General features: G+C 69.6%; 29 protein-coding genes. 3 read left to right on the plus strand and 26 right to left on the minus strand.

Features of this window, described 5'->3' with window-relative positions; translation table 11 throughout:
- Positions 1-312: 312 nt before the first annotated feature.
- Together KBX26_RS03680 and KBX26_RS03685 are read left to right on the plus strand one after the other, a co-directional pair.
- Positions 313-6144, plus strand: a complete 5832-nt coding sequence (locus KBX26_RS03680; RefSeq protein WP_210864741.1) for a ThuA domain-containing protein — start codon at positions 313-315, stop codon at positions 6142-6144.
- Positions 6145-6215: 71 nt separating this feature from the next.
- Positions 6216-6875, plus strand: a complete 660-nt coding sequence (locus KBX26_RS03685; protein WP_210864742.1) for a hypothetical protein — start codon at positions 6216-6218, stop codon at positions 6873-6875.
- A 402-nt stretch (positions 6876-7277) separates the two neighbouring features.
- Here KBX26_RS03685 and KBX26_RS03690 read toward each other — a convergent pair whose 3' ends face one another.
- From KBX26_RS03690 to KBX26_RS03705, 4 genes are read right to left on the minus strand one after another with little or no spacing between them, the layout of a single operon-like run.
- Positions 7278-8240 (minus strand): aldo/keto reductase, encoded by a 963-nt coding sequence (locus KBX26_RS03690; RefSeq protein WP_210864743.1) that lies wholly within the window; start codon positions 8238-8240, stop codon positions 7278-7280.
- 37 nt (positions 8241-8277) lie between these two features.
- The gene (locus tag KBX26_RS03695; protein WP_030329933.1) at positions 8278-9078 is read right to left on the minus strand and encodes a nucleotidyltransferase domain-containing protein; all 801 of its coding nucleotides are present in this window, start codon (positions 9076-9078) and stop codon (positions 8278-8280) included.
- The gene (locus KBX26_RS03700; RefSeq protein ID WP_210864744.1) at positions 9075-10754 is read right to left on the minus strand and encodes an ABC-F family ATP-binding cassette domain-containing protein; all 1680 of its coding nucleotides are present in this window, start codon (positions 10752-10754) and stop codon (positions 9075-9077) included. Before KBX26_RS03700 ends, KBX26_RS03695 begins: the two co-directional genes overlap by 4 nt.
- A 41-nt stretch (positions 10755-10795) precedes the next feature.
- Complete coding sequence (locus tag KBX26_RS03705) at positions 10796-11401, minus strand: class I SAM-dependent methyltransferase (RefSeq protein ID WP_210864745.1); 606 nt, start codon at positions 11399-11401, stop codon at positions 10796-10798.
- Between the two features lie 131 nt (positions 11402-11532).
- Between KBX26_RS03705 and KBX26_RS03710 the strand changes: the two genes are divergently transcribed.
- Positions 11533-12651, plus strand: coding sequence for a hypothetical protein (locus KBX26_RS03710; protein ID WP_210864746.1), 1119 nt, complete (start codon positions 11533-11535; stop codon positions 12649-12651).
- 67 nt (positions 12652-12718) lie between these two features.
- Here KBX26_RS03710 and truA read toward each other — a convergent pair whose 3' ends face one another.
- From truA to rplN, 22 genes are all read right to left on the minus strand, one after another.
- Positions 12719-13549: a tRNA pseudouridine(38-40) synthase TruA gene (gene truA / locus KBX26_RS03715; protein ID WP_210864747.1), complete on the minus strand. Its 831-nt coding sequence runs from the start codon at positions 13547-13549 to the stop codon at positions 12719-12721.
- A gap of 67 nt (positions 13550-13616) precedes the next feature.
- Positions 13617-14174, minus strand: a complete 558-nt coding sequence (gene rplQ, locus KBX26_RS03720; protein WP_030329923.1) for a 50S ribosomal protein L17 — start codon at positions 14172-14174, stop codon at positions 13617-13619.
- A gap of 34 nt (positions 14175-14208) precedes the next feature.
- Entirely contained in the window at positions 14209-15231 is a 1023-nt protein-coding gene (locus KBX26_RS03725) for a DNA-directed RNA polymerase subunit alpha (RefSeq protein ID WP_007465227.1), read from the minus strand.
- Between the two features lie 98 nt (positions 15232-15329).
- A complete protein-coding gene (gene rpsD / locus KBX26_RS03730; RefSeq protein WP_030329921.1) occupies positions 15330-15956 on the minus strand; it encodes a 30S ribosomal protein S4 in 627 nt (208 codons plus the stop codon).
- Between the two features lie 13 nt (positions 15957-15969).
- Positions 15970-16377: a 30S ribosomal protein S11 gene (gene rpsK / locus KBX26_RS03735; RefSeq protein ID WP_030329919.1), complete on the minus strand. Its 408-nt coding sequence runs from the start codon at positions 16375-16377 to the stop codon at positions 15970-15972.
- Between the two features lie 87 nt (positions 16378-16464).
- A complete protein-coding gene (gene rpsM / locus KBX26_RS03740) occupies positions 16465-16845 on the minus strand; it encodes a 30S ribosomal protein S13 (protein ID WP_030329917.1) in 381 nt (126 codons plus the stop codon).
- 266 nt (positions 16846-17111) lie between these two features.
- Positions 17112-17225, minus strand: coding sequence for a 50S ribosomal protein L36 (gene rpmJ, locus KBX26_RS03745; RefSeq protein ID WP_043965539.1), 114 nt, complete (start codon positions 17223-17225; stop codon positions 17112-17114).
- 91 nt (positions 17226-17316) lie between these two features.
- A complete protein-coding gene (gene infA / locus KBX26_RS03750) occupies positions 17317-17538 on the minus strand; it encodes a translation initiation factor IF-1 (RefSeq protein WP_007073013.1) in 222 nt (73 codons plus the stop codon).
- Between the two features lie 333 nt (positions 17539-17871).
- Positions 17872-18414, minus strand: a complete 543-nt coding sequence (locus KBX26_RS03755; protein ID WP_209444510.1) for a DUF1707 domain-containing protein — start codon at positions 18412-18414, stop codon at positions 17872-17874.
- A 135-nt stretch (positions 18415-18549) separates the two neighbouring features.
- Positions 18550-19401, minus strand: coding sequence for a type I methionyl aminopeptidase (gene map / locus KBX26_RS03760; RefSeq protein WP_210864748.1), 852 nt, complete (start codon positions 19399-19401; stop codon positions 18550-18552).
- Positions 19402-19488: 87 nt separating this feature from the next.
- Positions 19489-20142: an adenylate kinase gene (locus KBX26_RS03765; RefSeq protein ID WP_030329911.1), complete on the minus strand. Its 654-nt coding sequence runs from the start codon at positions 20140-20142 to the stop codon at positions 19489-19491.
- Positions 20143-21471 (minus strand): preprotein translocase subunit SecY, encoded by a 1329-nt coding sequence (gene secY / locus KBX26_RS03770; protein WP_030329909.1) that lies wholly within the window; start codon positions 21469-21471, stop codon positions 20143-20145.
- A 232-nt stretch (positions 21472-21703) separates the two neighbouring features.
- Positions 21704-22147 carry a 50S ribosomal protein L15 gene (rplO, locus tag KBX26_RS03775; protein ID WP_030329906.1) on the minus strand — a complete coding sequence of 148 codons (444 nt, stop codon included), beginning with the start codon at positions 22145-22147 and terminating at the stop codon, positions 21704-21706.
- Positions 22147-22329 (minus strand): 50S ribosomal protein L30, encoded by a 183-nt coding sequence (rpmD, locus tag KBX26_RS03780; RefSeq protein ID WP_030329904.1) that lies wholly within the window; start codon positions 22327-22329, stop codon positions 22147-22149. Before rpmD ends, rplO begins: the two co-directional genes overlap by 1 nt.
- Positions 22329-22943 (minus strand): 30S ribosomal protein S5, encoded by a 615-nt coding sequence (rpsE, locus tag KBX26_RS03785; RefSeq protein WP_018784559.1) that lies wholly within the window; start codon positions 22941-22943, stop codon positions 22329-22331. Before rpsE ends, rpmD begins: the two co-directional genes overlap by 1 nt.
- Positions 22944-22976: 33 nt before the next feature.
- On the minus strand, positions 22977-23366 hold the full coding sequence (gene rplR, locus KBX26_RS03790) for a 50S ribosomal protein L18 (RefSeq protein WP_030329901.1): 390 nt from the start codon (positions 23364-23366) through the stop codon (positions 22977-22979).
- A complete protein-coding gene (gene rplF, locus KBX26_RS03795) occupies positions 23363-23905 on the minus strand; it encodes a 50S ribosomal protein L6 (RefSeq protein ID WP_030329899.1) in 543 nt (180 codons plus the stop codon). Before rplF ends, rplR begins: the two co-directional genes overlap by 4 nt.
- Positions 23906-23921: 16 nt before the next feature.
- Entirely contained in the window at positions 23922-24329 is a 408-nt protein-coding gene (rpsH, locus tag KBX26_RS03800; RefSeq protein ID WP_007465270.1) for a 30S ribosomal protein S8, read from the minus strand.
- 116 nt (positions 24330-24445) lie between these two features.
- A complete protein-coding gene (locus tag KBX26_RS03805; RefSeq protein WP_007465272.1) occupies positions 24446-24631 on the minus strand; it encodes a type Z 30S ribosomal protein S14 in 186 nt (61 codons plus the stop codon).
- A 1-nt stretch (position 24632) separates the two neighbouring features.
- Positions 24633-25199: a 50S ribosomal protein L5 gene (gene rplE, locus KBX26_RS03810; protein ID WP_030329896.1), complete on the minus strand. Its 567-nt coding sequence runs from the start codon at positions 25197-25199 to the stop codon at positions 24633-24635.
- On the minus strand, positions 25199-25519 hold the full coding sequence (gene rplX, locus KBX26_RS03815) for a 50S ribosomal protein L24 (protein ID WP_007465276.1): 321 nt from the start codon (positions 25517-25519) through the stop codon (positions 25199-25201). The genes rplE and rplX overlap by 1 nt, the downstream gene beginning before the upstream one ends.
- On the minus strand, positions 25516-25884 hold the full coding sequence (gene rplN / locus KBX26_RS03820; RefSeq protein ID WP_007073026.1) for a 50S ribosomal protein L14: 369 nt from the start codon (positions 25882-25884) through the stop codon (positions 25516-25518). The genes rplX and rplN overlap by 4 nt, the downstream gene beginning before the upstream one ends.
- Between the last annotated feature and the right edge of the window lie 73 nt (positions 25885-25957).

The raw sequence follows: 25957 nt of genomic DNA on the forward strand, positions 1-25957 counted from the left end.
CGTGTCACCGTACGACAGATCCGCCGGCCTGCCAAGGTGCCGGGTCGGCGGCGGCCGGCGGGCCGGACCACATCAGAACGATCAAGATCCATGGGGCACTTCATGCGGTCCTGTTCGGAATGTCGCCCGCCGTTGCAGAACCGTTACCCGTCCGCATCTTGCCCGACATCGAGCCAGCCGAATTAATTTGTTCAGCGATTCGACAAAATGTCGGTGGGGGCACCCTGGCACGGCGTCACCACCGGCTCCATCAGGGACGGCCTTCGGCGAGCCGACTCCCGCGAGCTCTGTCACTACGACACAGGAGGCGGCGTGTCCCGTTCTCGTCGTGCCCGCGTACCCATCACCGCAACCCTGATCTCCCTGGCCATGGCCTCGACCACCCTGTTCGGCACGCCCGCCCAGGCGGCCGCCCAGGTCCCCCCACGGGATGCGAAAGCCGCAGCCCCGGTCAGCCAGGTGGCGCCGAAGGCGCCAAAGGCCGCAGCCGATCCCTACTCCGTCCTCGTCTTCTCCAAGACCGCCGGCTTCCGGCACGACTCCATCCCCACCGGCATCGCCGCCATCCAACAACTCGGCGCCGCCAACGGATTCACCGTTGACAACTCCGAGGACGGCGCCGCATTCAACGACGCCAACCTGGCGAAGTACAAGGCGGTGATCTGGCTCTCCACCACCGGTGACGTGCTCAACGCCGAGCAGCAGGCGGCGTTCGAGCGCTACGTGAAGGCCGGCGGTGGTTACGTCGGCATCCACGCCGCGTCGGACACCGAGTACAGCTGGGCCTGGTACGGCGACCTGGTCGGCGCGTACTTCGCCAACCACCCGCAGAACCAGACGGCCACCGTCAAGGTGGAGGACCACGCCCACCCGTCCACTGCGGAGTTGCCGGACCGCTGGTCCCGCTTCGACGAGTGGTACAACTACCAGAGCAACCCCCGGCCGGACGTGCACGTGCTGGCCAGCCTGGACGAGAAGAGCTACACCCCCGGCGCCGGCGCGATGGGTGCCGACCACCCGGTCGCCTGGTGTCAGGACTACGACGGTGGCCGCTCCTGGTACACCGGTCTGGGGCACACCCGGGAGTCGTACGCCGAGCCCGGCTTCCTCTCCCACCTGCTCGGCGGCATCCAGAGCGCCGCCGGTGTGGTGGACGCCGACTGTGGCGCCTCGAAGACCTCCAACTTCGAGAAGGTCTCCCTGGACAGCAACACCAGCAACCCGATGGAGCTGGACATCGCCCCCGACGGGCGGGTCTTCTACATCGAGCGCGACGGTCGGGTGCAGATCATCAAGCCGGACACCGGCAACACCGTCACCGCCGTCGACCTGGACGTCTTCACCGGCAACGAGGACGGCCTGATCGGCATCCGGCTCGACCCGGACTTCGCCACCAACAAGTGGGTGTACCTGTACTACGCCCCGAACGACGGGGTCACCCGCAACCTGCTGTCCCGCTTCACGGTGACCGGTGACACCATCGACCCGGCCAGCGAGAAGCAGGTGCTGCGGGTCGACACCCAGCGCAACACCTGCTGCCACGCCGGTGGCAGCATGACCTTCGACGGCGAGGGCAACCTGTACCTGGCCACCGGCGACAACACCAACCCGTTCGAGTCGAACTCGTACTCGCCGATCGACGAGCGGGCCGGCCGCCAGGACTACGACGCGCAGCGCACCTCGGCCAACACGAACGACCTGCGCGGCAAGGTGATCCGGATCCACCCGGAGGACGACGGGACGTACACCGTTCCGGCCGGCAACCTGTTCGCGCCGGGCACCGAGAAGACCCGTCCCGAGATCTACGCGATGGGCTTCCGCAACCCGTTCCGGATCGGCACCGACCCGAAGACCAACACGCTGTACGTCGCGGACTACGGGCCGGACGCCAACTCCGACAACCCGAACCGCGGCCCTCGGGGCCTGGTCGAGTGGAACATCGTGACCCCCGGCAACTACGGCTGGCCGTACTGCACCGGGACGAACGAGGCCTACAACGACTACACGTTCCCGTCCGGCCCGAGCGGCGCGAAGTTCGACTGCGCCGCGCCGGTGAACAACTCGCCCAACAACACCGGCCTGACCAACCTCCCGCCGGTCGTCCCCGCGACCGTCGACTACGGGTACGCCGGTGACGCGCGTTACCCGGAGATCGGCGGCGGTGGCGCCCCGATGGGCGGCCCGGTCTACCGCTACGACGCCGACCTCAACTCGACGCGCAAGTGGCCGGCGTACTACGACGGCAAGGCGCTGCTCGGCGAGTGGAACCAGAACAAGATGTACACGATGCAGCTGACCCCCGACGGCAAGTCGTTGGTGGACATCAACCAGCTGCTCACCGGGATGACCATGGTCCGGCCGATGGACTTCGAGTTCGGCCCCGACGGCGCGCTGTACCTGATCGAGTGGGGCAGCGGCTTCGGCGGCAACAACGACAACTCGGGCGTCTACCGGATCGACTACACCGCCGGGGACCGCGCACCGATCGCTGCGGCGTCCGCCACCCCGACCTCGGGTGCGGCGCCGTTGACGGTGACCTTCTCCAGCGCCGGATCCCGGGACCCGGACGGTGGCACGCTCACCTACGCCTGGGCCTTCGGCGACGGGCAGACCTCCACCGAGGCGAACCCGACCCACACGTACGCCACGGCGGGCAACTACACCGCCCAGCTCACCGTCACCAACCCCAAGGGCCGTACCGCGGTGGCCAACGTTCCGGTCACCGTGGGCAACACGTCCCCGACGGTGACCATCGAGTTCCCGCCGGACGGCGGGTTCTTCGAGTGGGGTGACCAGGTCCGCTACTCGATCAAGGTGACCGACCCGGAGGACGGGGAGATCGACTGTGACCGGGTGAACCTCCAGGTGCTCCTGGGTCACGACGAGCACGCCCACCCGTTGGAGCAGCACACCGGCTGCACCGGCACCGTCCAGACGTCGCTCGCCTCCGGGCACGGCGCCGAGGCGAACGTCTTCGCGGTCTTCGAGGCCACCTACACCGACGACGGTGGCGCCGGCGGCGCCAGCCCGCTCACCGGTCGGGTCATCGAGGTGCTGCAGCCCAAGCGCAAGCAGGCCGAGTTCTTCACCGCCACCGGGCGGGCACCGGTGAGCACCGGCGGCGGCGACGCCGGCGTGCAGCGGGAAACCGGCGCCGACACCGCCGGCGGCGGTCAGAACATCGGGTTCATCGAGGACGGCGACTGGTGGTCGCTCGCCCCGGCGGACCTGACCAACATCACCGAGATCCGGTTCCGGGCCGCCTCCGCCGCCGCTGGCGGTCGGATCGAGGTTCGCGCCGGTGCGGTTGACGGACCGGTGGTCGCCACGGCCACCGTGCCGGCGACCGGCGCGTGGCAGACGTACACGGACGTGAGCGCACCGGTCACCGGCGCCGCGAGCGGCTCGCTGTACTTCCTGGCCCGCGACCCGAACGGCGGATCGGGTTCGCTGTTCAACGTCAACTGGATGGACTTCGTCGGCCGCGGTGTCACCGAGAACGGGCCGCCGGTGGTCAGTGCCACTGCCACCCCGGCCACCGGCACCGCACCGGTCACCGTCGCCTTCGACGGCACGGCCACCGACGCCGAGGGCGACACCCCACTGACGTACGCCTGGGACTTCGGTGACGGCGGTACGGCGACCACACTGGACGCCAGCCACACCTACACCAGCGCGGGCACCTTCACGGCCACCCTCACGGTGACCGACAGCAAGGGCGCCAAGTCGTACGCCACGGTGCCGGTGCGGGTCGACGCGCCGGACACGTCCTGCTTCGGGGCGCGTTCGGACGACTTCAACGGCAACACGCTCGACAAGGACCGCTGGACGAGCGTGATCCGGGAGAACCAGCTCTACTCGCTCAGTGGCGGCGCACTGCGGCTGCCCACCGGCGTGGGTGACCTCTACGGCGCACGCAACGACGCCACCAACCTGGTGCTCCAGGCGGCTCCGACCGGCGCGTGGGAGATGACCACCAAGGTCACCCTGCCGGTGACGGCCAACTACCAGCAGGCCGGCCTGCTGGTGTACGGCGACGACGACAACTACGCCAAGCTGGACCTGCTGTACAACGGCAGCCGGCGGGTGGAGTTCATCCGGGAGACGGCGGGCACGCCGCGCAACGAGTCTGCCGACGCCACCAACGCACCGGCGGGTGACACCGTGTACCTGCGGGTCACCAGCGACGGGACGAACCTGACCGCGTCCGTTTCGGGCGACGGCCAGACGTTCACCCCGGTCGGCCGTTCGGCCGCGCTCGCCGGCATCACCAACCCGCGGATCGGGGTCTTCGCGCTCAACGGTGGCACCGAGGCACCGGTTGTCGACGCGGCCTTCGACTCGTTCCAGGTGACGCCGGACGCCCCGGCCGGGCCGGTCGACCCGTCGGACGAGTTCAACGGCAGCACGCTGGACAAGTGCCGGTGGGACGCGATCCTGCGGGAGGACCCGACCGGTTACCGGGTCACCGGTGGCGCGTTGCGGATCGACGTGCCCAACGGTGACATCTACGGCACCGACAACACCGGGCCGAAGAACTTCATCCTCCAGACCGCGCCTTCGGGCGACTGGACCCTGGAGACGAAGGTCGACGGCAGTCTGCTGAACGAGCAGTACCAGCAGGCCGGTCTGCTCGTGCAGGCCGACGACGACAACTACCTGAAGTTCGACTTCATCGCGGACAACCAGGCCGGCTCGGCGGTGACGCGGCGGATCGAGTTCCGCAGCGAGATCGCCGGTACGGTGCAGAACCCGCAGCCGGAGGTGACCAACCTGACCAGCGCCGTCTGGCACCTGCGGTTGGCGCGCGTCGGCAACACGTTCACCGCGTCGTACTCGGCGGACGGGACGTCCTGGACCGCGTTGGAGGCGTTGACCAACACCGCGGTGGGTGCCACCCCGAAGGTGGGGCTGTTCACCCTCGGCGCCAACCAGACGGCGTCGAAGACCGCCTCGTTCGACTACTTCCGGCTCAGCACGGAGGTGGCCGACGAGACCGCACCGGTGACCACCGCGGCGGTTTCCGGCACCCCGACCGACGGGTGGTACACCGGACCGGTGACGATCACGCTCACCGGCGCCGACGAGGCCGGCGGTAGCGGGCTCGCCAGCACCGAGTACCAGCTGGACGGGGCCACCACCTGGACGGCGTACACCGCTCCGGTGGCGGTCAGCGGGGACGGCGAGCACGAGCTCCGGTTCCGCTCGACGGACAAGGCCGGCAACGTGGAGGCGACCAAGACCGTCTCGGTCAAGATCGACGCCACCGCGCCGGTGACCACGGCGACGTTCGCTCCGGCGAACGACGCCGGCTGGCACAACGGGACCATCCCGGTCGTGCTGGCCTCCACCGACGCCGGTTCCGGCGTCAAGACGGTGGAGTGGTCGTTGGACGGTGGCGCGTGGACGCCGTACACGACGCCGGTCGAGGTGACCGGTGACGGGCAGCACGAGCTGCTGTACCGCTCGACCGACAAGGCGGGCAACGCCGAGACGCTCAAGTCGGCGGTCTTGAAGATCGACGGCACCAAGCCGACGCTGCTGGTCTCCGGTCTCGCCGACGGCCAGCTCTACGGTGACAGCCAGGACGTTCGGGTGTCCTGGCAGGCCGTCGACCCGACCTCGGGCATCGCGACCGTGGTCGGCCAGCTCGACGGCCGGGCGTACGCCAGCGGCACGCTGCAGGCCATGTACGACCTGTCGCTCGGCCTGCACGAGCTGACCGTGACCGCGACCGACAAGGCGGGCAACAAGACCACCTCGACGGTCCGGTTCTTCGTCACCACCTCGTTCCGGGACATGCAGAGTCTGCTGGACCGGTTCAAGGCGACGGGGCGGCTCTCGACCAAGGCGCACAAGCAGCTGTCGAACAAGCTCGACGCTGTGCGGGCGTCCGAGGCGGCCGGCGACGACAAGGCGGCCGTACGGCAGCTGACCGCGTTCCGGACGCTCGCCTCTGACACCACGCTGGTGCCCGAGGCGGAGGTCCGGGACGTCCTGATCCGGGACGCCGACGCCATGATCGTTCGGCTCGGCGGCGCGGCCAGCAAGGCCGGGGTCAAGGCGAACGACGGCGACTCGGTCAAGGGCACCGGACGGCTCGGTGGCGACGCCACCCGGCTGGCACCCGGTCGCCAGCTCTGATCCGACGAGGCCCCTCCCCGGCGCTGCGGCGTCGGGGAGGGGCCTCCCTCATCGGTAGGGAGGGGATGTCCGTGACGGGTATCCGCAAGGTGTTGGCCGCCGGGTCCGTCGGACTGGCCCTGACCCTGTTCGCCGCCGCCCCGGCGGCGCACGCCGCCCAGGCGGCCCAGGCGGCCCAGGCGGCGCAGGCCGCTCAGGTCGTGAAGGTCGCTCCAGCGGCGCAGGCGGCCCGGGTGGTGCAGGGCGCCCCAGCGGCGCAAGCCGCTCCGGCGGCCCGGGTGGTGCAGGCCGACAAGCTCAAGCTCACGGTGGCCGGCGACGGCGCTCAGGGCGTCACCATCCAGGCCAGCTACACCGATGGCCGCCGGCTGGAACAGGTGGTGCGGCTGGTCCTCACCGCCACCGGCCCGGACGGGCAGAAGGTCGGGCCGGTGCAGTTGGAACCGCAGCCCGAGGGGCACGGCTTCTACAGCAGCGGCCCGGTCCTCTCCACCGGCACCTGGAAGGTGACGGTGAACTCCCCCGCCCCGTTGCCGGGCAAGGCCACCGCCACGGTGCAGGCCCGGGCGGCGCAGTCACCGCCGGCGCCCGAGCCGGTCGCGGTGACCAAGCCAACGGACGGGGCAGGCGAGGCGGGCGCCGGCTGGTGGCCGTTCGCGGCGGCCGGCCTGGTCCTCGTCGCCGCGGCGATGGGGGTGGCCATGCTGTTCGGCCGCCGCCGCACCGACTGACGAAGACGACCTCGCCGCCGCGCCGACGGATCACCACGATCTCGCCGCCGCGCCGACGGATCACCACGATCTCGCCGCCGCACCGACAGACCACGACGATCTCGCCGCCGCACCGACAGACCGCGACGATCTCGCCGGGGCTGCCGACTGACCGACACTGACGACGAAACGGGCCGGGCCGCAACCAGCGGCCCGGCCCATCGTCATCTCACCCACCGAGCCGGGTTGGTCGGTCACCGCCAGCCCGCGCTGGCGTCACCGGGCCGCGGTCATGATCGACTCGACTTTCATGAAACCGCGCCTTCCCCGGCCCCAGGTCACCGCGACTTCCAGGAACACGAGTGGATCAAGGCGCCGCGCCGCACCGAGAGCCAGGCCGCACCGAGAGCCCGGCCGCGCCGCTCAGAGGACGGCGCGCAGCGCCGCCAGGTCCTCGTCGCTGGGCTCCCAGGTGCCGGCGGCGGCGTTGGCGCGTACCTGCTCGGGCGTGGTGGCACCGGCGATCACCGAGGTCACCGCCGGCTGGGCGGCCAGCCCACCGATCGCCACCTGGAGCATGCTCAGACCCCGCTCGGCCGCGTACGCCTCGATCGCCTCGATGGTGTCCCAGTCGGCGGCGGCGAGCCGCTCGGCGTACCGGCCACCGCCGGAGAGCCGGCTGCCGGCCGGGGGCTGCTCGCTGCGCTTGTACTTGCCGGTGAGCAGGCCGTTGGCGAGCGGGAAGAACGGCAGCATGCCGAGGCCGAACCGCTCGCACGCCGGGATCACCTCGGCCTCCACCGAGCGTTCCACCAGGCTGTAGTGGTTCTGCGCGCTGATGAAGCGCGACCGGCCGTTGGACGAGGCGACCCAGTCCGCGTCGGCGATCTGCCAGCCGGCGAAGTTGGAGTTGCCCAGGTAACGCACCTTGCCGTCGCGGACCAGGTCGTCCAGGGCGGCCAGGGTCTCGTCGATCGGGGTGCCCGGGTCGGGCTCGTGCATCTGGTACAGGTCGATGTGGTCGGTGCCGAGTCGGCGCAGCGACGCCTCCACCGCACGGGCGATGTAGCGCCGCGCACCCCGCGCGCCGTAGTCCGGCCCGTTGAGGCCGTTCATGTCCATGCCGAACTTGGTGGCCAGCACCACGTCGTCCCGGCGGCCCTTGAGCGCCTGCCCGAGCAGCTCCTCGGAGCCGCCCTGCGGCTCGCCGTAGATGTCGGCGGTGTCGAAGAGGGTGATGCCGGCGTCCAGTGCGGCGTCGACCACCGCCCGGGTGCCGTCGAGGTCGAGCTTGCGGCCGAAGTTGTTGCAGCCGATGCCGACCACGGACACCACGAGCCCGGAGTCGCCCAGCCGGCGATAGGTCATGTCAGTCACGAGATCCACCCTATGCCGGCGCGGTGCGGGCCACCTCGGCGGCGGCTCAACCGACGACCTCACTGACCAGCTCACGGGCAGCGTCGATGGTCGCGGCCAGTTCGGCGGGGCCGTGACCGACGGCTCCCAACAGCGCGTGCGCCCGCCGCGCGAAGTCCGGCGGCGCACCCGGCAGCCGCCCCGCGGCGTCGATCATCCCTTTCTCGTTGACCAGCCACCGGCCCGCCCGGGCGTGCAGCACCTGGGCGAGCACCCCGATCGTCCGGAACAGGCAGCCCGCGACGTACCCGCTGTCCCCGCGAGCGCTGGCCTTGGCCGCGCCGGCCAGCAGGAAGCCGGCCTCCCAGCCGCCCGCCACCAGCGCGTCGGCCAGCGCGGGCGGGTAATCCCGGGTCTGCTCCTTCAGGCGGGTCAGCTGGCCGGTCGGGTCCGCGAGCACCTGACACAGCGCCACCTCGCCGACATAGGCCGACGAGTAGAACCCGAGGGGGTGCCCGGCCTGCACACCGACCTCGTACCGGCCGGCGCGGCAGTCCGTCCAGACGCGGCGCACCCGGTCGAGGTCCCGGTAGATCCAGTCCACGGCGACCCCGCCGATCCGCAGCCAACCACCGCCGTCGACCCACTGCCCCCAACCACCCGGTGCGGTGAGTACCACCGCCGGGTCGTCGGCGACGGTCGCGGCTATCGCCCGCAGCGCCGGTACGTCCGGCTCACCCTGGTAGTACAGGCCGAGGTCCCAGTCGGAGTCGGGGCGGTGCTCGCCGCGTGCCCGGCTGCCGCCGAGCGCCACGGCGACCACGCCCGGCACGGCGCACAGCCGGTCGGGCAGGTCGGCCGGGATCACCCGACGTCCCAGACCGGTTCCGGGGTCTCCACCACCTCGCTGTCGCCCCGGAACAGCACGAACCGGTCGAAGGAGCGGGTGAACCAGCGGTCGTGGGTGACCGCGATCACCGTCCCCTCGAACGCGTTCAGGCCCGCTTCGAGCGCTTCCGCGCTGGCCAGGTCGAGGTTGTCGGTGGGCTCGTCGAGCAGCAACAGGGTCGCCCCGGACAACTCCAGCAGCAACACCAGGAACCGGGCCTGCTGCCCGCCGGAGAGCGTGCCGAACCGCTGGTCGCCCTGCGCGGCCAGCTCGTAGCGGCTGAGCACGCCCATCGCCGCGTGTCGGTCCATCCCGGTGCGGTGTTCGTCGCCGCGCCAGAGAATCTCGACGAGCGTCTTCGACATCAGCTCCGGCCGGTCGTGGGTCTGGGAGAAGTGCCCGGGGCGTACCCGGGCACCGAAGCGGGCCACGCCGTCGTGCGCCACCGGTGCGAGCGCCCCCGCTCCGTCGACCGGTCCGTTCGCCGGGTCGGGGTCGGTGCCGCCGCGCGCCAGCAGCCGCAGGAAGTGCGACTTGCCGGTGCCGTTGGCACCGAGCACCGCCACCCGGTCGCCGTACCAGATCTCCAGGTCGAAGGGGTAGGTCAGGCCGTCGAGTTCAAGCTGCTCGCAGACGACCGCGCGCTTGCCGGTCCGCCCGCCGGCCAGCCGCATCCGGATGTCCTGGTCCTTCGGGGGTACGGGCGGCGGCCCGGCCTCCTCGAACTTCCGCAACCGGGTCTGCGCGGCCTGGTAGCGCGAGGCCAACCCGTCGTTGTACGCGGCCTTCTGCTTGTACATCAGCATCAGCTCACGCAGCTTCTGGTGTTCCTCGTCCCACCGTCGGCGCAGCTCGTCGAGGCGGGCGTGCCGGGCCACCCGTGCCTCGTGCCAGCTGGCGAAGCCGCCCGGGTGCACCCAGGCACTGCCACCCTCGACGGCGACCACCCGGTCGGCGCTCTGGGCCAGCAGCTCGCGGTCGTGCGACACGTAGAGCACCGACTTGGTCGACTCGCGCAGTCGCGCCTCCAGCCAGCGTTTGCCGGGCACGTCGAGGAAGTTGTCCGGCTCGTCGAGCAGCAGCACCTCGTCCGGGCCGCGCAGCAGCAACTCCAGCGCGAAGCGCTTCTGCTGGCCGCCGGAGAGGGTACGCACCGGCCGGTCCCGGACGGCGTCCCACGGCTGGCCGAGCACGATCGTCGCGACGGTGTCGAAGAGCACCTCGGCGTCGTACCCGCCGGCCTCGCCCCAGGCGCCGAGCGCATCGGCGTACGCCAGTTGGGCCTTGCCCGCGGCGTTGCTGAACGTGCCGTGGGCCTCGGCCGCCCGCATTGCCGCCTCGGTCTCGCCGAGTCGCCGGCCGGCGTCGCGCAGGGCCGGCGGGGCGAGCGACAACGCCAGGTCGGCGAGGCTCGACTCGTCGCCGATCATGCCGATGAACTGGCGCATCACGCCCAGCCCGCCGGCCCGTGCGACGACGCCGGTGCGCACCGGCAGGTCGCCGGCGACCATCCTCAGCAGCGTCGTCTTTCCCGCGCCGTTCGGCCCGACCAGGGCGACCTTGCTGCCCTCACCGACCCGGAACGACACGTCGGCGAAGAGTTCCCGACCGTCGGGCAGGATGTGCCCGACCGCTGCCACGTCCACGTATCCCACGCCGGGATCCTGCCCCAGTGAGGGTCGGGGGGTACATCCAATTACCGGGTGACGCGCAGCACCCGGAAGCCCTTCTGGCTGGCGTACCGCTCGACCTGCCAACTCTGCTCGGTGAGCCAGCGTTGCAGCGAGTCGCCGCCGAGGTGTCGGGCGACGACCAACCAGCCGACACCGTCCGGGGCGAGTCGGGGCAGCCAGCGCAGCAACAGCTCGTGCAGCTCGTCCTTGCCGATCCGGATGGGCGGGTTCGACCAGAGCTGGGCGAAGCGGAGGTCTTCCGGGACGTCGTCCGGTGCGCTGACCCGGACCCGGTCGGCGGCGCCGATCCGAGCCGCGTTGGCGGCGGTCAGCTCGCGGGCCCGGGCATTGACGTCGACGGCCCAGATGGTGCTGGCCGGCGCGAGGTCGGCCAGGACGCAGCTGATCGGCCCGAACCCGCAACCGAGGTCGAGCAGGTCGCCCACGGTGTCGGCGGCGGGCAGCTCGGCCTTGCGCAGCAGCACGGCGGTGCCCGGGTCGAGTCGGCTGGCGGAGAAGACTCCGCCGGCCGAGGCGAGCCGGTAGTCGCGGTCGGCGACGGAGAACTCGACCTCGCGCACCGGGGCGTCGCTGGTGGGCTGAGCGGTGAAGTAGTGGTCGCCGGTCACCGGGCAATTCTCGCACCGGCCCGGGAAGGACCGCCGGGGCGATCGGCCTTCTCCACGGACCTGGCCCGGCCCACGCGCGCATTTCCCTGAAATTACCCCCTAAAGGGACAATCGCTCCTACTCTGGGCGACATGGTGTATCGGTACGAGTCCGATGAGGACGCTTTCGAGGATTACCCGGAGCCCGGGTCCGACCTGTCGGTGCTCGGCACCGGCCCGCCCCCGCCGGCCGGGCCGTCCCCGTCGCGCTTCCCGACGCCGTCACTGCCCCGGCCGAACCAGCTCTCGCTGCCCTCGTCGTCGCCCGCGCCGAACCGTGCCGACCCGCCGCAGTCCGCGCCGGTACGGGCCGACCTGCCGCAGTCCACGCCGACTCGTGCCGACATCCCGCCCGCGCCGCCGCGCAGCCAGATCTACACGTCGGCGACCCCGGTGGAACCGAACGCCCGGCGCGGCGGCGGCCGGCTGTGGCAGGTACTGATCGGCGGTGCCGCCGTCCTGGTACTGCTCGCCCTCTGCGGCCTCGGCGCCGCCGCGCTGCTCATCGACCGCAACGAGCAGCAGCCGCAGAGCAACCCGACGTACCAGCCGAACGCCGCCGCGCCGTCGGCCACGCCGGAACGGGTGGCCCTCGACTCCCGGGACACCGACCAGGCCCCGCTCACCGCCAAGGAACTCTTCCCCGGCAAGGAACTGAAGCTCACCGACGGCCAGCCCAGCTACCGGGTGCTCAAGACCCAGTCCAGCGGCAGTTGTGCCGTCGCCGCCACCGACGAGGTCGCCGACCTGCTGGTCCGGCTCGGCTGCAACCAGATCGTCCGGGCGACGCTGAGCACGCCCGACGACGGGCACCTGGTCACCGCCGGCCTGTTCAACCTCACCGACAAGGTCAGCGCGGAACGAGCCCGGGACCGGCTCCGGCAGCTGCTCGACGAACGGCAGGGCCGTTTCCGTGGCCTCACCGGCGACGACGGCGACGGCACCGACGTCCTGACCAGCGCTCCGGCACGCGTCGGCTGGCAGGTCCGCGGCCACTACCTGGCGTACGCCCTGGTGGTTCGCAAGGACGGCGCGGCGGTCAAGGCGGGTGACGCCAAGGTCCGCGAGATCCTGTTCGACATGATCGAGCTGCACCTCAGCCGGGGCGTGCTGCAACAGCGCGCCGACGGTGGCACGGCCGCGCAACCGACGGCCGGGCCGACCGACAACAGTGGAAGCCAGGGCGGCAACGGCGAGCTGCCAGGCGACTGACCGGTTCCCCGATGACGGGTGTGCTGCCGACAGGTGGCACACCCGTCGTCACTGGCGGTCCGGGCGGTCAGCCTTCGACCGGAACCCGCAACCGGCGGGTCAGGTCGGCGCGGCGTGCGTACTCGGTCGGATCGGACGGGTAGCCGACCGCGACCAGGGTCAGCCCGTGGGCGGGCGCCACTGTCACCTCGCTGGAACGCTCCTGACGGGTGAGCAGGCTCCCCGGCCACTCGACCGGGCGACGGCCGTCCCCGGCCACCAGCATCGCCCCCACGAGGCTGCGCACCATCGCCTGGCAGAACGCGTCGGCCTGCACGGTGGCGACCAGAATGCCGTCCGGGTCGCGACGCCAGTCCAGCCTGGTCACCTCGCGCAGCGTGGTCGCGTGCTCCTTGCGCCGGCAGTACGCGGCGAAGTCGTGCTCCCCCACCAGCCCGGCCGCGGCGGCGTTCAGCGCCGTCAGGTCCAATGGTCTCGGCCAGGCCAGCACCTCGTGCCGGCGCAGCGGCTCCGCGCCGAAGGGCGCATCGGTGACCCGGTACTCGTAGCGCCGGAAGGTTGCCGAGAACCGGGCGTCGAAGTCGGCCGGCACCTCCGTCATCGCCCGTACCCGCACGTCGGTGGGGAGCAGCCGGGCCAGGCGGCGCAGCAGTCGCCCCTCGTGCTGTCGCCACACCTCCACCGGCAGGTCCAGGTGGCACACCTGCCCGGTGGCGTGCACCCCCGCGTCGGTCCGCCCGGCCACCGTCAGCCCGGTGGCAGTGCCGACGCCGAGAACCAGGTCCAGGGTGTCGACGAGCACCCCCGCGACGGTGCGCCGGGCCGGCTGGGCGGCCCAGCCGGAGAAGTCGGCGCCGTCGTACGAGACGTCCAGCCGCAGCCGGATCCGCTCGTCCACCTCGTACCTCCTGTTACGGGTCGGGCCCGACACCCCGATGGGGTGCCGGGCCCGACAATGCCCTTGATCAGGCCTTGTTCTCGGTGGCCTCGTCGCTGTCCTCGCGGGCGGCGGCGGTGTCACCGGACGCCGACACCGGCGCCTCGGAGTCCTGGTCGGCCGGAGCCGACTTCGGGGCCTCGTCGGCCGGGGCGAGCGCCTCGACCTTGTCCTGCTGCGCGGCCTTGCGGGCGGCGGTCTTCTTGTTCGCCTTCGGCTCGGCGACCTGAAGCTCCTCCACCAGCTCGATGATCGCCATCGGAGCGGCGTCACCCTTGCGCGGACCGGTCTTCACGATCCGGGTGTAACCGCCGGGGCGGTTGGCGTACCGGGGCGCGATCTGGTCGAACAGGGCGTAGACGACGTCCTTGTCCTTGACGACACCCAGCACCCGACGCCGCGAGGCGAGGTCACCGCGCTTGGCCTTGGTGATGAGCTGCTCGGCCAGCGGGCGCAGCCGCCGGGCCTTCGTCTCGGTGGTCTGGATCTTGCCGTGCTGGAACAGCGCGGTCGCCAGGTTGGCGAGCATCAGCCGCTCGTGCGAGGGGCTGCCGCCGAGGCGGGGGCCCTTGGTGGGCGTGGGCATTTTTGGTGCTCCTCAGTTGTGGCGGCAGCGCGGACTAGAGCTGCTCGGTCTCGCGGTAGTCGTCGGTGTCGTAGTCGGCCTCGCCGAAGGTGTCCACGACGTGCGCCGGGTCGAAGTTCGGAGCCGAGTCCTTCAGCCCGAGACCCATCCCGGCGAGCTTCATCTTGACCTCGTCGATCGACTTCTGACCGAAGTTGCGAATGTCGAGGAGGTCGGCCTCGGTACGCCCGATGAGCTCACCAACGGAGTTGATGCCCTCGCGCTTGAGGCAGTTGTAGGAGCGGACGGTGAGGTCCAGCTCCTCGATCGGCAGAGCGAGGTCCGCCGCCAGCTGGGCGTCCTGCGGGGACGGCCCGATGTCGATGCCCTCGGCGGTCTCGTCCAGCTCCCGGGCGAGCCCGAACAGCTCCACCAGCGTCGAACCGGCGGAGGCCAGCGCGGTACGCGGGCCCATCGACGGCTTGGTCTCGACGTCGATGATCAGCCGGTCGAAGTCGGTGCGCTGCTCGACACGGGTCGCCTCGACGCGGTAGGTCACCTTCAGCACCGGCGAGTAGATCGAGTCGACCGGGATGCGGCCGATCTCGGCGCCGGACTGCTTGTTCTGCGCCGCCGTCACGTAGCCCCGGCCCCGCTCGACGGTCAGCTCCATGTCGAGCCGGCCCTTGCCGTTCAGGGTGGCGAGCTTCAGATCCGGGTTGTGCACCGAGACGCCGGCCGGCGGCTGGATGTCGCCCGCCGTCACGTCGCCCGGGCCCTGCTTACGCAGGTACATGCTGACCGGCTCGTCGTGCTCGGAGCTGACGCACAGCTCCTTGATGTTCATGACGAGCTCGACCACGTCCTCCTTGACACCGGGGATCGTGGTGAACTCGTGCAGCACACCGTCGATCTTGATCGAGGTGACGGCCGCGCCCGGGATCGACGACAGCAGCGTACGCCGCAGCGAGTTGCCCAGGGTGTAGCCGAAGCCCGGCTCCAGCGGCTCGATGGCGAACCGCGACCGGGTCTCGTTGATCGACTCCTCGGAGAGGGAGGGTCGCTGGCTGATGAGCATCTTTTCTCTTCTCTTCCGGGACGCCCGCTATTTGACGCCCACGACACAAACTGTTCCGGTGGCCCGCCCAAGCGGGCGGGCCACCGCAACGAGCCCGACTACTTGGAGTAGAGCTCGACGATCAACTGCTCCTGGACCTGCGTGTCGATGACCTGCCGGGCCGGGAGGGAGTGCACGAGCACCTTCATCTGGCTCGGGATGGCCTCAAGCCACGCCGGAACCGTCTTCGAGCCGGCCTGAGCCTGCGCGACGATGAACGGGGTGAGCTCCTTGCTCTTGCCCCGAACCTCGATGATGTCGTGCTCCTTGACGCGGTACGACGGGATGTCGACCTTCTTGCCGTTCACCGTGAAGTGACCGTGCTTGACCAGCTGGCGGGCCATGTCCCGCGAGTGGGCGAAGCCGGCCCGGTAAACGACGTTGTCCAGCCGCGACTCGAGGATCTGCAGGAGGACCTCACCGGTCTTGGCCTGCTTGCCGACGGCTTCCTCGTAGTAACCGCGGAACTGCTTCTCCAGCACGCCGTAGACGCGGCGGGCCTTCTGCTTCTCGCGGAGCTGGAGCAGGTACTCCGTCTCCTTCGTGCGGCCGCGGCCGTGCTGCCCGGGCGGGAACGGCCGGGACTCGAACGGGCACTTCGGACCATCGCACTTGCTGCCCTTGAGGAACAGCTTCATCTTCTCCCGCCGGCAACGGCGGCAGTCTGCACCGGTGTAACGAGCCATCTCTCTCTACCTCTCAGACCCGGCGACGCTTCGGCGGACGGCACCCGTTGTGCGGCTGCGGGGTGACGTCGGCGATCTGCCCGACCTCAAGGCCCACTGCCTGCAGCGAACGGATGGCGGTTTCCCGGCCGGAGCCGGGGCCCTTGACGAACACGTCGACCTTGCGCATGCCGTGCTCCATGGCGCGACGCGCGGCAGCCTCGGCGGCCAGCTGCGCAGCGAACGGAGTCGACTTGCGGGAGCCCTTGAAGCCGACCTGGCCGGCGGAGGCCCAGGAGATGACCGCACCGGTCGGGTCCGTGATGGACACGATGGTGTTGTTGAACGTGCTCTTGATGTGCGCCTGCCCGTGGGCGACGTTCTTGCGTTCCTTGCGCCGGACCTTCTTTACAGCGGCTCCGGCACGAGCCTTCGGTGGCATAAGTCTGTGCGCTCCTAGTTGACTTTCCGGACTGGGTTGCGGTCTGGCCCGCCTCGGCGGCGACCGACCCCGTCATCCGGTTAAGAACTACTTCTTGCCGGGCTTCTTCTTGCCGGCGACGGTCCGCTTCGGGCCCTTGCGGGTCCGGGCATTGGTCTTGGTCCGCTGGCCACGCACGGGCAGGCCCCGGCGGTGCCGGATGCCGGCGTAGCAGCCGATCTCGACCTTGCGGCGGATGTCAGCGGCGACCTCGCGGCGCAGGTCGCCTTCAACCTTGTAGTTGCCCTCGATGTGGTCGCGGAGCTGCACGAGCTCCTCGTCCGTGAGGTCCCGAGCGCGCTTGTCCGGCGAGATGCCGGTGGCGGCGAGCGTCTCCAGGGCGCGGGTGCGACCGACCCCGAAGATGTAGGTGAGCGCGATCTCCAACCGCTTTTCGCGGGGGAGATCCACGCCGACTAGACGTGCCATGTGCGGGCGTACTCCTCGTGATGTGTGGCGGAGGTGTGGACCCGTCCCACCCCGCTACCGGCCGTCCCGTCCTTCCGACGCGATCAGCGCCGGCGACCGGGATCGGTCGCTGCCCAAGCGGGCCCCGGCCTCCGACCGGGGGTCAGCCACGAGGGAGTACGCATCGCGTACCGCTCGCGGCTGGGACGAGCATGTGTGATGTGTGTGTCGCTGGGGATCTGCCGGGACCAACGCCACCCGGCCGTGCTCCGGCCGGACGGGCTGAGTCAGCCCTGGCGCTGCTTGTGGCGCGGGTCGCTGCAGATGACCATGACCCGGCCGTGCCGGCGGATAACCCGGCACTTGTTGCAGATCCTCTTGACGCTCGGCTTGACCTTCACGGTTGCCTTACTTCCCATCTGGCCCGGGGACGCGCGTTGCGCGACACCGGACGTCGAAGACGGACACGGGACTTCCCGGCCGTCGTCAGGACTACTTGTAGCGGTAGACGATGCGCCCGCGGGTCAGGTCGTACGGCGAAAGTTCGACGACGACCCGGTCCTCCGGAAGGATGCGGATGTAGTGCTGCCGCATCTTGCCGCTGATGTGAGCCAACACCTTGTGGCCGTTCGCGAGCTCCACCCGGAACATGGCGTTCGGCAGGGGCTCGATGACCCGACCCTCGATCTCAATGGCTCCGTCTTTTTTCGGCATGTCCTCCGCTGTCCTGACGTCGATTGCTCCGGGCGGCCCACAACGTCTTACACGGAAATCTGATCAGAATCAGAAGCCCGCGCCAGCCGCGGCTCCAGCTCCCACCGAAGCGCAGGGTGGGCATGCCGGAGTGGACGCTGTGCGCCGATCTGAAAGTGTACGCCGGCCTGCAGGCCGCCGCCAAACCGACCACCCCCCACCCCGCGCGTCGCCCCCACGGCCCCCATCCCCAGTTCCGTTGATCATGAAGTTGTTGCCACGAATCGCCGGTGTCGGTGGCAGTAACTTCATGATCAACGCGGGAAGAGTGGGGGCCGAGCCGGGGGTCCGGGGTTATTGGGGGGTGTCGGGGTTGATGGCGCGCTTTGCCTGTTTGCGTTCTTGGCGGCGCTGCCGCTTGATGGCCTCGCGCCGGGGCTCTCCCCCGGCCAGTCCCGTGACGGTGCGGATCACCAGCACCGCGCCCCACGGCCCGGCCACCCAGGCCGGCCAGAAGTGCTGCAGGTCCTGGCTGAGCAGTGACGCCACCGCCCAGATGGTCACCACGATGGCAATCACCCGCAGGTAGGGGAACCACACCTCGGCCAACCAGCGGGCGGTGGCACCCCGGGTGGCCGTCTGACCGGGCTGGTCACCCAGCAGGCCCACGGTCGGCGCGGTCGCCGGCGCCAGACCCGACCGCTGCGCCGGCGTCACCGGCGGCAGGTCGGCGAGCAGGACCTTCAGGTCGGCGTACGTGCGTGCGGCGTAGGCCCGCTGCAACCGCTCGTCGTACTCGTGCAGGTCCAGCCGGCCCTCCTCGAGGGCGACCCGCAACCGGTCGGCCACCGCCGCACGGTCCGAGTCAGCGGCTCGCATCCCGTCGCGCCCGTCCATGCCGGCAAGCATGCCACCGTCGCGCCAGTCCGCCCGACCCCCGACCCTGGTCGATCATGAAGTTGTTGCCAGTCTCACCGGCGTGTCGGGGCAACAACTTCATGCTCAACGGGCGGAACGAGGACCCTGGGAGGGTTAGGGGGTTGTTGAGGCGGCAGGTTGGCGGGCGGTCACCAGGTCGCCCAGGCGGGCGCGGCCTCCGTCGAAGGCGGTGAGCACCCAGACCCCGTCCGGCAGCAACGCCATCGAGTGCTCGACGTGCGCGGCCACCGAGCCGTCCCGGGTGACGACCGTCCACCCGTCGGCCAACTCGACGGTACGCGGCGACGCCATGGTGATCATCGGCTCGATCGCCAGCGCCATCCCGGGAACCAGACGCGGGCCCTTGCCCGGCCGGCCGTGGTTGAGCACGTGCGGGTCCTGATGCATCTCGGTCCCGATGCCGTGCCCGCCGTAACCGTCGACGATGCCGTACCGACCGCCCTTGCGCACAGCGGTCTCCACCGCGTGCGAGATGTCGGTGAGGCGGCCCTTGCCGCTCGCCGCGCCCCGGGCGGCGGCGGCGATGCCGGCCCACATCGCGTCCTCGGCGACCTCGGCCATCTTCAGCAGCGCCGGGTCGACGTCGCCGACCCCGACCGTGATGGCGGAATCGCCGTGCCACCCGTCCAACACTGCGCCGCAGTCGATGGAGATCAGGTCACCGGGCTGGAGCACCTGCTTCGGCGACGGGATGGCGTGCACGATCTGCTCGTTGACCGAGGAACAGATCGACGCCGGGAACCCGTGATAGCCCTTGAACGACGGAACGCCACCCGCCTCGCGGATGGTCGCCTCGGCGATAGCGTCCAGATCGGCGGTGCTCACACCGGGGGCAACAGCCTCCCGCATCCGGCGCAGCGCCTCGGCCACCACCAGCCCGGCGGCCCGCATCTTCTCGATCTGGTCAGGGGTCTTCAGCTGGATGTCCAGCTGGGGACGACGCATGGAGCGATTACCTTTCGTGGCCGTTCAGCGGGGCACGTCACGCGTACCCCGCTGTTCGCACTCTATCCGCCGTGAACCGGTCGGACCTCAGCCGCCGTATGACCGCAGGGCGTCGATGGCCCGGGTGGTGACGTCCTCCACCGGGCCGGTGGCGTCGATCCCGACCAGCTTGCCCTGAGCGCCGTAGTAGTCGACCAGGGGTGCGGTCTTCTCGCTGTACTCACGAAGCCGCGTGGCGATCGTCTCCGGCTTGTCGTCGTCGCGCTGGAACAGCTCGGCGCCGCACCGGTCACAGATGCCCGGCCGGGTGGTGGCGTCGAACTCGACGTGCCAGATCTTGCCGCAGCCCCGGCAGGTACGCCGACCGGAGAGCCGCCGGATCACCTCGTCGTCGTCGACGACCAGCTCCAGGACCAGATCCAGGGCGGTGCCCAGATCAGCGAGGAGCTTGTCCAGAGCGGCCGCCTGCGGAGTCGTCCGCGGGAAGCCGTCGAGCAGGAAACCCTCGCTGGCATCGGGCTCGGCCAGCCGGTCCCGGACCATGTTGATGGTGACCTCGTCCGGGACCAGCTCGCCCGCGTCCATGTACCGCTTCGCCTCGATACCGAGGGGCGTGCCCTGGGTGACGTTCGACCGGAAGATGTCTCCGGTCGAGATCTTCGGCACCGAGAGGTGTGCGGCGATGAACTCGGCCTGTGTGCCCTTGCCCGCGCCCGGCGGGCCAACCAGAACGAGTCTCATCTACCGCAGGAACCCTTCGTAGTTCCGCTGCATGAGTTGGCTCTCGATCTGCTTCACGGTCTCCAGACCGACGCCGACCATGATGAGCACAGCGGTGCCGCCGAACGGGAAGTTCTGGTACTGCTGGTTGTCCAGCCAGATGAAGAAGAAGTTCGGCAGGATCGAGATCACGCCGAGGTAGAGCGCGCCCGGCAGGGTGATCCGGCTGAGGATGAAGTCGAGGTAGTCGGCGGTCGGCTTGCCGGGGCGGATGCCCGGCACGAAGCCGCCGTACTTCTTCATGTTGTCAGCGACCTCGGTCGGGTTGAACGTGATCGACACGTAGAAGTACGTGAAGAAGATGATCAGCAGGAAGTAGACCGAGATGTAGATCGGGCTGCTCGGGTTGACCAGGTTGTTCTGGATCCACGACTGGGTCTTGCCCGGGTCGGTCTGGTCGAAGAACTGCAGCGCCAACTGCGGCAGGTAGAGCAGCGACGAGCCGAAGATGACCGGGATCACACCAGCCTGGTTGACCTTCAGCGGGATGTAGGTCGACGTGCCGCCGTACATCCGCCGGCCGATCATCCGCTTGGCGTACTGCACCGGGATCCGGCGCTGCGCCTGCTCGATGAAGGTGACAGCGGTGATGACCACCAGGACCAGGGCGATGACCAGGGCGAACATGTCCCAGCCCTTGCTGGTCTTGATCTGCCAGCCCTCGCTGGGCAGCCGCGCCGCGATCGAGGTGAAGATCAGGACGGACATGCCGTTGCCGACGCCGCGGTCGGTGATCAGCTCGCCGAGCCACATGACCATGCCGGTGCCGGCGGTCATCGTCATCACCAGGATGGACAGCGTCAGCCAGTCCGGGATGCCGGTGCCGGTCGGGATGATCGGGAACTGGTCGCACCGGTTCTGGAACAGCTGGCCGGAGCGGGCCAGGGCCACGAACGCCGAGGCCTGCAGCACACCGAGGCCCAGGGTCAGGTAGCGGGTGTACTGGGTGATCTTCGCCTGACCGGCCTGGCCCTCCTTGCGGAGCTGCTCCAGACGCGGGATCACGACGGTCAGCAGCTGCAGGATGATCGACGCGGTGATGTAGGGCATGATGCCCAGCGCGAAGACCGAGAGCTGCAGCAGCGCTCCGCCGGAGAAGAGGTTGAGCAGGTTCACCACCCCGGTGGTGTCACCCTGGATGGTGTCGAGGCACTTCTGCACGTTGCCGTACGAGACGCCCGGGCTGGGGAGCGTTGCACCCAGCCGGTAGACCGCGATGATGCCTACTGTGAACAGCAGCTTCTTGCGCAGGTCAGGCGTACGGAACGCACTGAGAAAGGCGGACAGCAACTTCTTCCTCCTGCGCGAGGCGGGCCGCCGGTGATCCCTGGCGGGTCGGGGTGGATCACGGGCGAGTGCCCGCAATCCATGGCTGGGATGGGACTCTAACAGCCTCACCCCGGTCCGGGCAGATGCGCCCGACTACATAAATCGATTCCGATGTTACCGGGCGCTCAGGCCCCAGGCAGACCATGGCGCCCGCCAGTTGCTCACAACTGGACGGGCGCCATGGTCGTACGCCTTACAGCTCGGTGACGGAGCCACCGGCGGCGGCGATCTTCTCCTTGGCCGACGCACTGAACGCGTGCGCGGACACCTGGAGCGCCACACCGCCGAGATCCCCGGTGCCGAGGACCTTGACCGGGTGACCCTTGCGGACCGCGCCGGACTCGACGAGCTCCAGCGGGCCGACCTGACCACCGTTCGGGAACAGCTCAGCGAGTCGGTCCAGGTTGACCACCTGGAAGACCACCTTGAACTTGTTCTTGAAGCCCTTCATCTTCGGCAGGCGCATGTGGATGGGCATCTGCCCACCCTCGAACGCCGCCGAGATGTTCTTGCGGGCCTTGGAGCCCTTGGTACCGCGACCAGCGGTCTTGCCCTTGGAACCCTCACCGCGACCCACACGGGTCTTCGCGGTCTTGGAACCAGGCGCCGGGCGCAGGTGGTGAACCTTGATCGTCATTACTCGACCTCCTCGACCTTCACGAGGTGGTTGACCGTGAAGATCATGCCGCGGATCTCGGGCCGGTCCTCCTTGACCACCACGTCGTTGATCCGCTTGAGACCGAGCGAACGCAGCGAGTCACGCTGGTTCTGCTTGGTCCCGATACCGGACCGGAGCTGGGTGACCTTCAGGCGTGCCATCAGGACGCCACCCCCGCCCGCGACGCCAGCATGGCGGCCGGCGCGACGTCCTCCACCGGCAGACCACGACGCGCCGCGACCTGCTCGGGGGACTCAAGCCCCTTCAGGGCCGCCACGGTGGCGTGCACGATGTTGATCGGGTTCGACGAGCCGAGGCTCTTGGAGAGCACGTCGTGGATACCGGCGCACTCCAGCACGGCACGCACCGGACCACCGGCGATGACACCCGTACCGGCCGAGGCCGGCTTGAGCAGCACCACACCGGCCGCGTCCTCACCCGTCACCGGGTGCGGGATCGAGGCGCCGATACGCGGAACCTTGAAGAAGTGCTTCTTGGCCTCCTCGACACCCTTGGCGATGGCCGCGGGCACCTCCTTGGCCTTTCCGTAGCCCACGCCGACCGTGCCGTCGCCGTCGCCCACGATCACCAGGGCGGTGAAGCTGAAGCGACGACCACCCTTCACGACCTTGGCGACGCGGTTGATCGCGACGACCCGCTCAAGGTGCGGGGTCTTCTCGACGGGCGCGTTTCCGCGGCCGCCCTCACGGCGGTTGTCGCGGCGACCACCCTCGTTGCCACCGGACCCGCCGCCACGGCGCTGTTGACCTGGCATCAGCAGCCTTCCTTCTCTCTCGTGACGGGGTTGTTAGAACTCGAGCCCGGCTTCGCGGGCGGCGTCGGCAAGCGCGGCGACTCGCCCCGCGTACCGGTTGCCACCGCGGTCGAAGACGACCTTGGAGACGCCGGCGGCCTTGGCCCGCTCGGCGAGCAGCGCGCCCACCTTGCCGGCCAGGGCGCTCTTGTCGCCCTCCGCACCGCGCAGCGAGGCGTCCAGGGTCGACGCCGACGCCAGGGTGTGACCCTTGGTGTCGTCGACGATCTGGGCGACCATGTGCCGCAGGGAGCGGGTGACGACCAGGCGCGGACGCTCGGCCGTACCGCTGACGTTCTTGCGGACGCGGAAGTGTCGACGCGCACGCCCAACGGCGCGCTTGGCGGCGACACCGCGGCGGCGCTTGAGCAGCGTGGCGCTCACTTCTTACCTGCCTTTCCAGCCTTGCGGCGGATGACCTCGCCCTGGTACTTGACGCCCTTGCCCTTGTAGGGCTCCGGCGGGCGGATCTTCCGGATGTTGGCGGCGACCTCACCGACCTGCTGCTTGTCGATGCCAGCCACGTGGAACAGGGTCGGCCGCTCCACCGTGAAGGTGATGCCCGCCGGGGCGGGGACGACCACCGGGTGCGAGAACCCGAGCGCGAACTCGAGGTCCGAACCCTTGGCGGTGACCCGGTAACCGGTGCCGGCGATCTCCAGGCTCTTGCGGTAGCCCTCGGTGACCCCGACGATCATGTTGGCGACCAGCGTACGGCTCAGGCCGTGGAGTTCCTTGGCCTTGCGCTCGTCGTTCGGCCGGTTGACGCTCAGCTCGCCGTCCTCGCCACGCTCGATCGTGATCGGCTCGGCGAGGGTGTGCTCAAGCTGGCCCTTGGGGCCCTTGACCTTGACGGTCTGCCCGTCGATCGTGATATCGACGCCGGCTGGTACCGGGATCGACTTACGTCCAATTCGCGACATTTCTACCTGTCTCCCGTTACCAGACGAAGGCGAGGACTTCCCCGCCAACACTCCGCTTGCGGGCCTGCCGGTCGGTCAGCAGCCCCTGGGACGTCGAAATGATCGCCACGCCCAGCCCACCGAGCACCCGCGGGAGCCCGTCCGACTTGGCGTACACCCGGAGACCGGGCTTGGACACGCGCTTGATACCGGCCAGGCTCCGCTCGCGGTTCTGGCCGTACTTCAGCTCGACGACCAGTCGCTTGCCGACGGCGCCCTCCTCGGGCTCCTCGACCGACCAGGTGGCGATGTAACCCTCGGCCTTCAAGACCTCGGCGATGTTCGCCTTGATCTTGGAGTAGGGCATCTTCACCTGATCGTGGTACGCCTGGTTGGCGTTACGCAGACGCGTGAGCATGTCTGCGATCGGGTCGGTCATCGTCATGGATTTCGTCAGCCTTTCTCGCCGGGGTTCCCGGGGCACCAGCCCCGGGCCTACGGCGAAGAGCAATACCTAATCGGTGCAGGAGTTCCCGGCCGACGGCCGGGACGCGGTCGCCCTTACCAGGAAGCCTTGGACACGCCCGGCAGCTCACCGCGGTGAGCCATCTCCCGGATGCAGACCCGGCAGAGCCCGAACTTGCGGTAGACCGCCTTCGGACGCCCGCACCGCTGGCAGCGGGTGTACGCGCGAACCGAGAACTTCGGCTTCGCGGCCGCCTTGATGATCAGCGCCTTCTTGGCCATCTCAGTTCTCCTTGAACGGGAAGCCCAGGAGCTTGAGCAGCGCCCGGCCCTCGTCGTCGGTCGTGGCGGTCGTGACCACCGTGATGTCCATGCCCCGCTGGCGATCGATCTTGTCCTGGTCGATCTCGTGGAACACCGACTGCTCGGTCAGACCGAACGTGTAGTTGCCGTGCCCGTCCAGCTTGCGCCCGTCCAGGCCGCGGAAGTCGCGGATACGCGGCAGCGCGATGGAGAGCAGCCGGTCCAGGAACTCCCACATCCGGTCGCCACGAAGGGTGACCTTCGCGCCGATCGGCATGCCCTCGCGGAGCTTGAACTGCGCGATGGACTTGGTCGCCCGCCGCACCTGCGGCTTCTGGCCGGTGATCGTGGCGAGGTCGCGGACCGCACCGTCGATCAGCTTGGCGTCGCGAGCAGCCTCGCCGACACCCATGTTGACGACGATCTTGACCAGCCGCGGCACCTGCATGGGGTTGCCGTAGCTGTGCTGCTCACGCAGCTGGGCCACGATCTCGTTGCGGTACCGCTCCTTGAGGCGCGGCAGGGTCTTTTCGGTAGCCGTGGTCATCACAGGTCCTTACCGGTGCTACGCGCGATGCGGACCTTCTGGCCGTTGTCGTCGATCCGGTAACCGACGCGGGTCGGCTTGCCGTCGGAGTCCAGGACCTGCACGTTCGAGACGTGGATCGGGGCCTCCTGAGTGACGATGCCGCCGGTCTTGGCGCCACGCTGGGTGGTGCTGATGCGGGTGTGCTTCTTGACCCGGTTCACGCCCTCGACCAGGACCTTGTCCTGCCGCGGGTAGGCCGCGATGACCTTGCCCTTGGCACCCTTGTCCTTGCCGGCGATGACGACGACCGTGTCGCCCTTCTTGACCTTCACGGTCACAACACCTCCGGCGCGAGGGAAATAATCTTCATGAACCGCTTGTCCCGCAGCTCCCGGCCCACCGGGCCGAAGATACGGGTTCCACGCGGGTCCCCGCCGTCCTTGATGATGACGGCGGCGTTCTCGTCGAAGCGGATGTACGAGCCGTCCGGACGCCGCTTCTCCTTCGCGGTGCGAACGACGACAGCCTTGACGACGTCGCCCTTCTTCACACCGGCACCCGGGATGGCGTCCTTGACCGTGGCCACGATGACGTCGCCGATGCTCGCGTAGCGCCGACCCGAGCCACCGAGAACCCGGATGCACAGGATCTCCCGAGCACCCGTGTTGTCGGCGACGCGCAGTCGCGACTCCTGCTGAATCACGTCTATCTCCTATGTCTGCCGGTTCTCCGGCCGCCGTAGCGGCCGGAGCCTGGCGGAACCAACGCCCGACGCA

It is taken from the genome of Micromonospora sp. C97 (genome assembly GCF_018070385.1).
Classification (GTDB): Bacteria; Actinomycetota; Actinomycetes; order Mycobacteriales; family Micromonosporaceae; genus Micromonospora; species Micromonospora parva.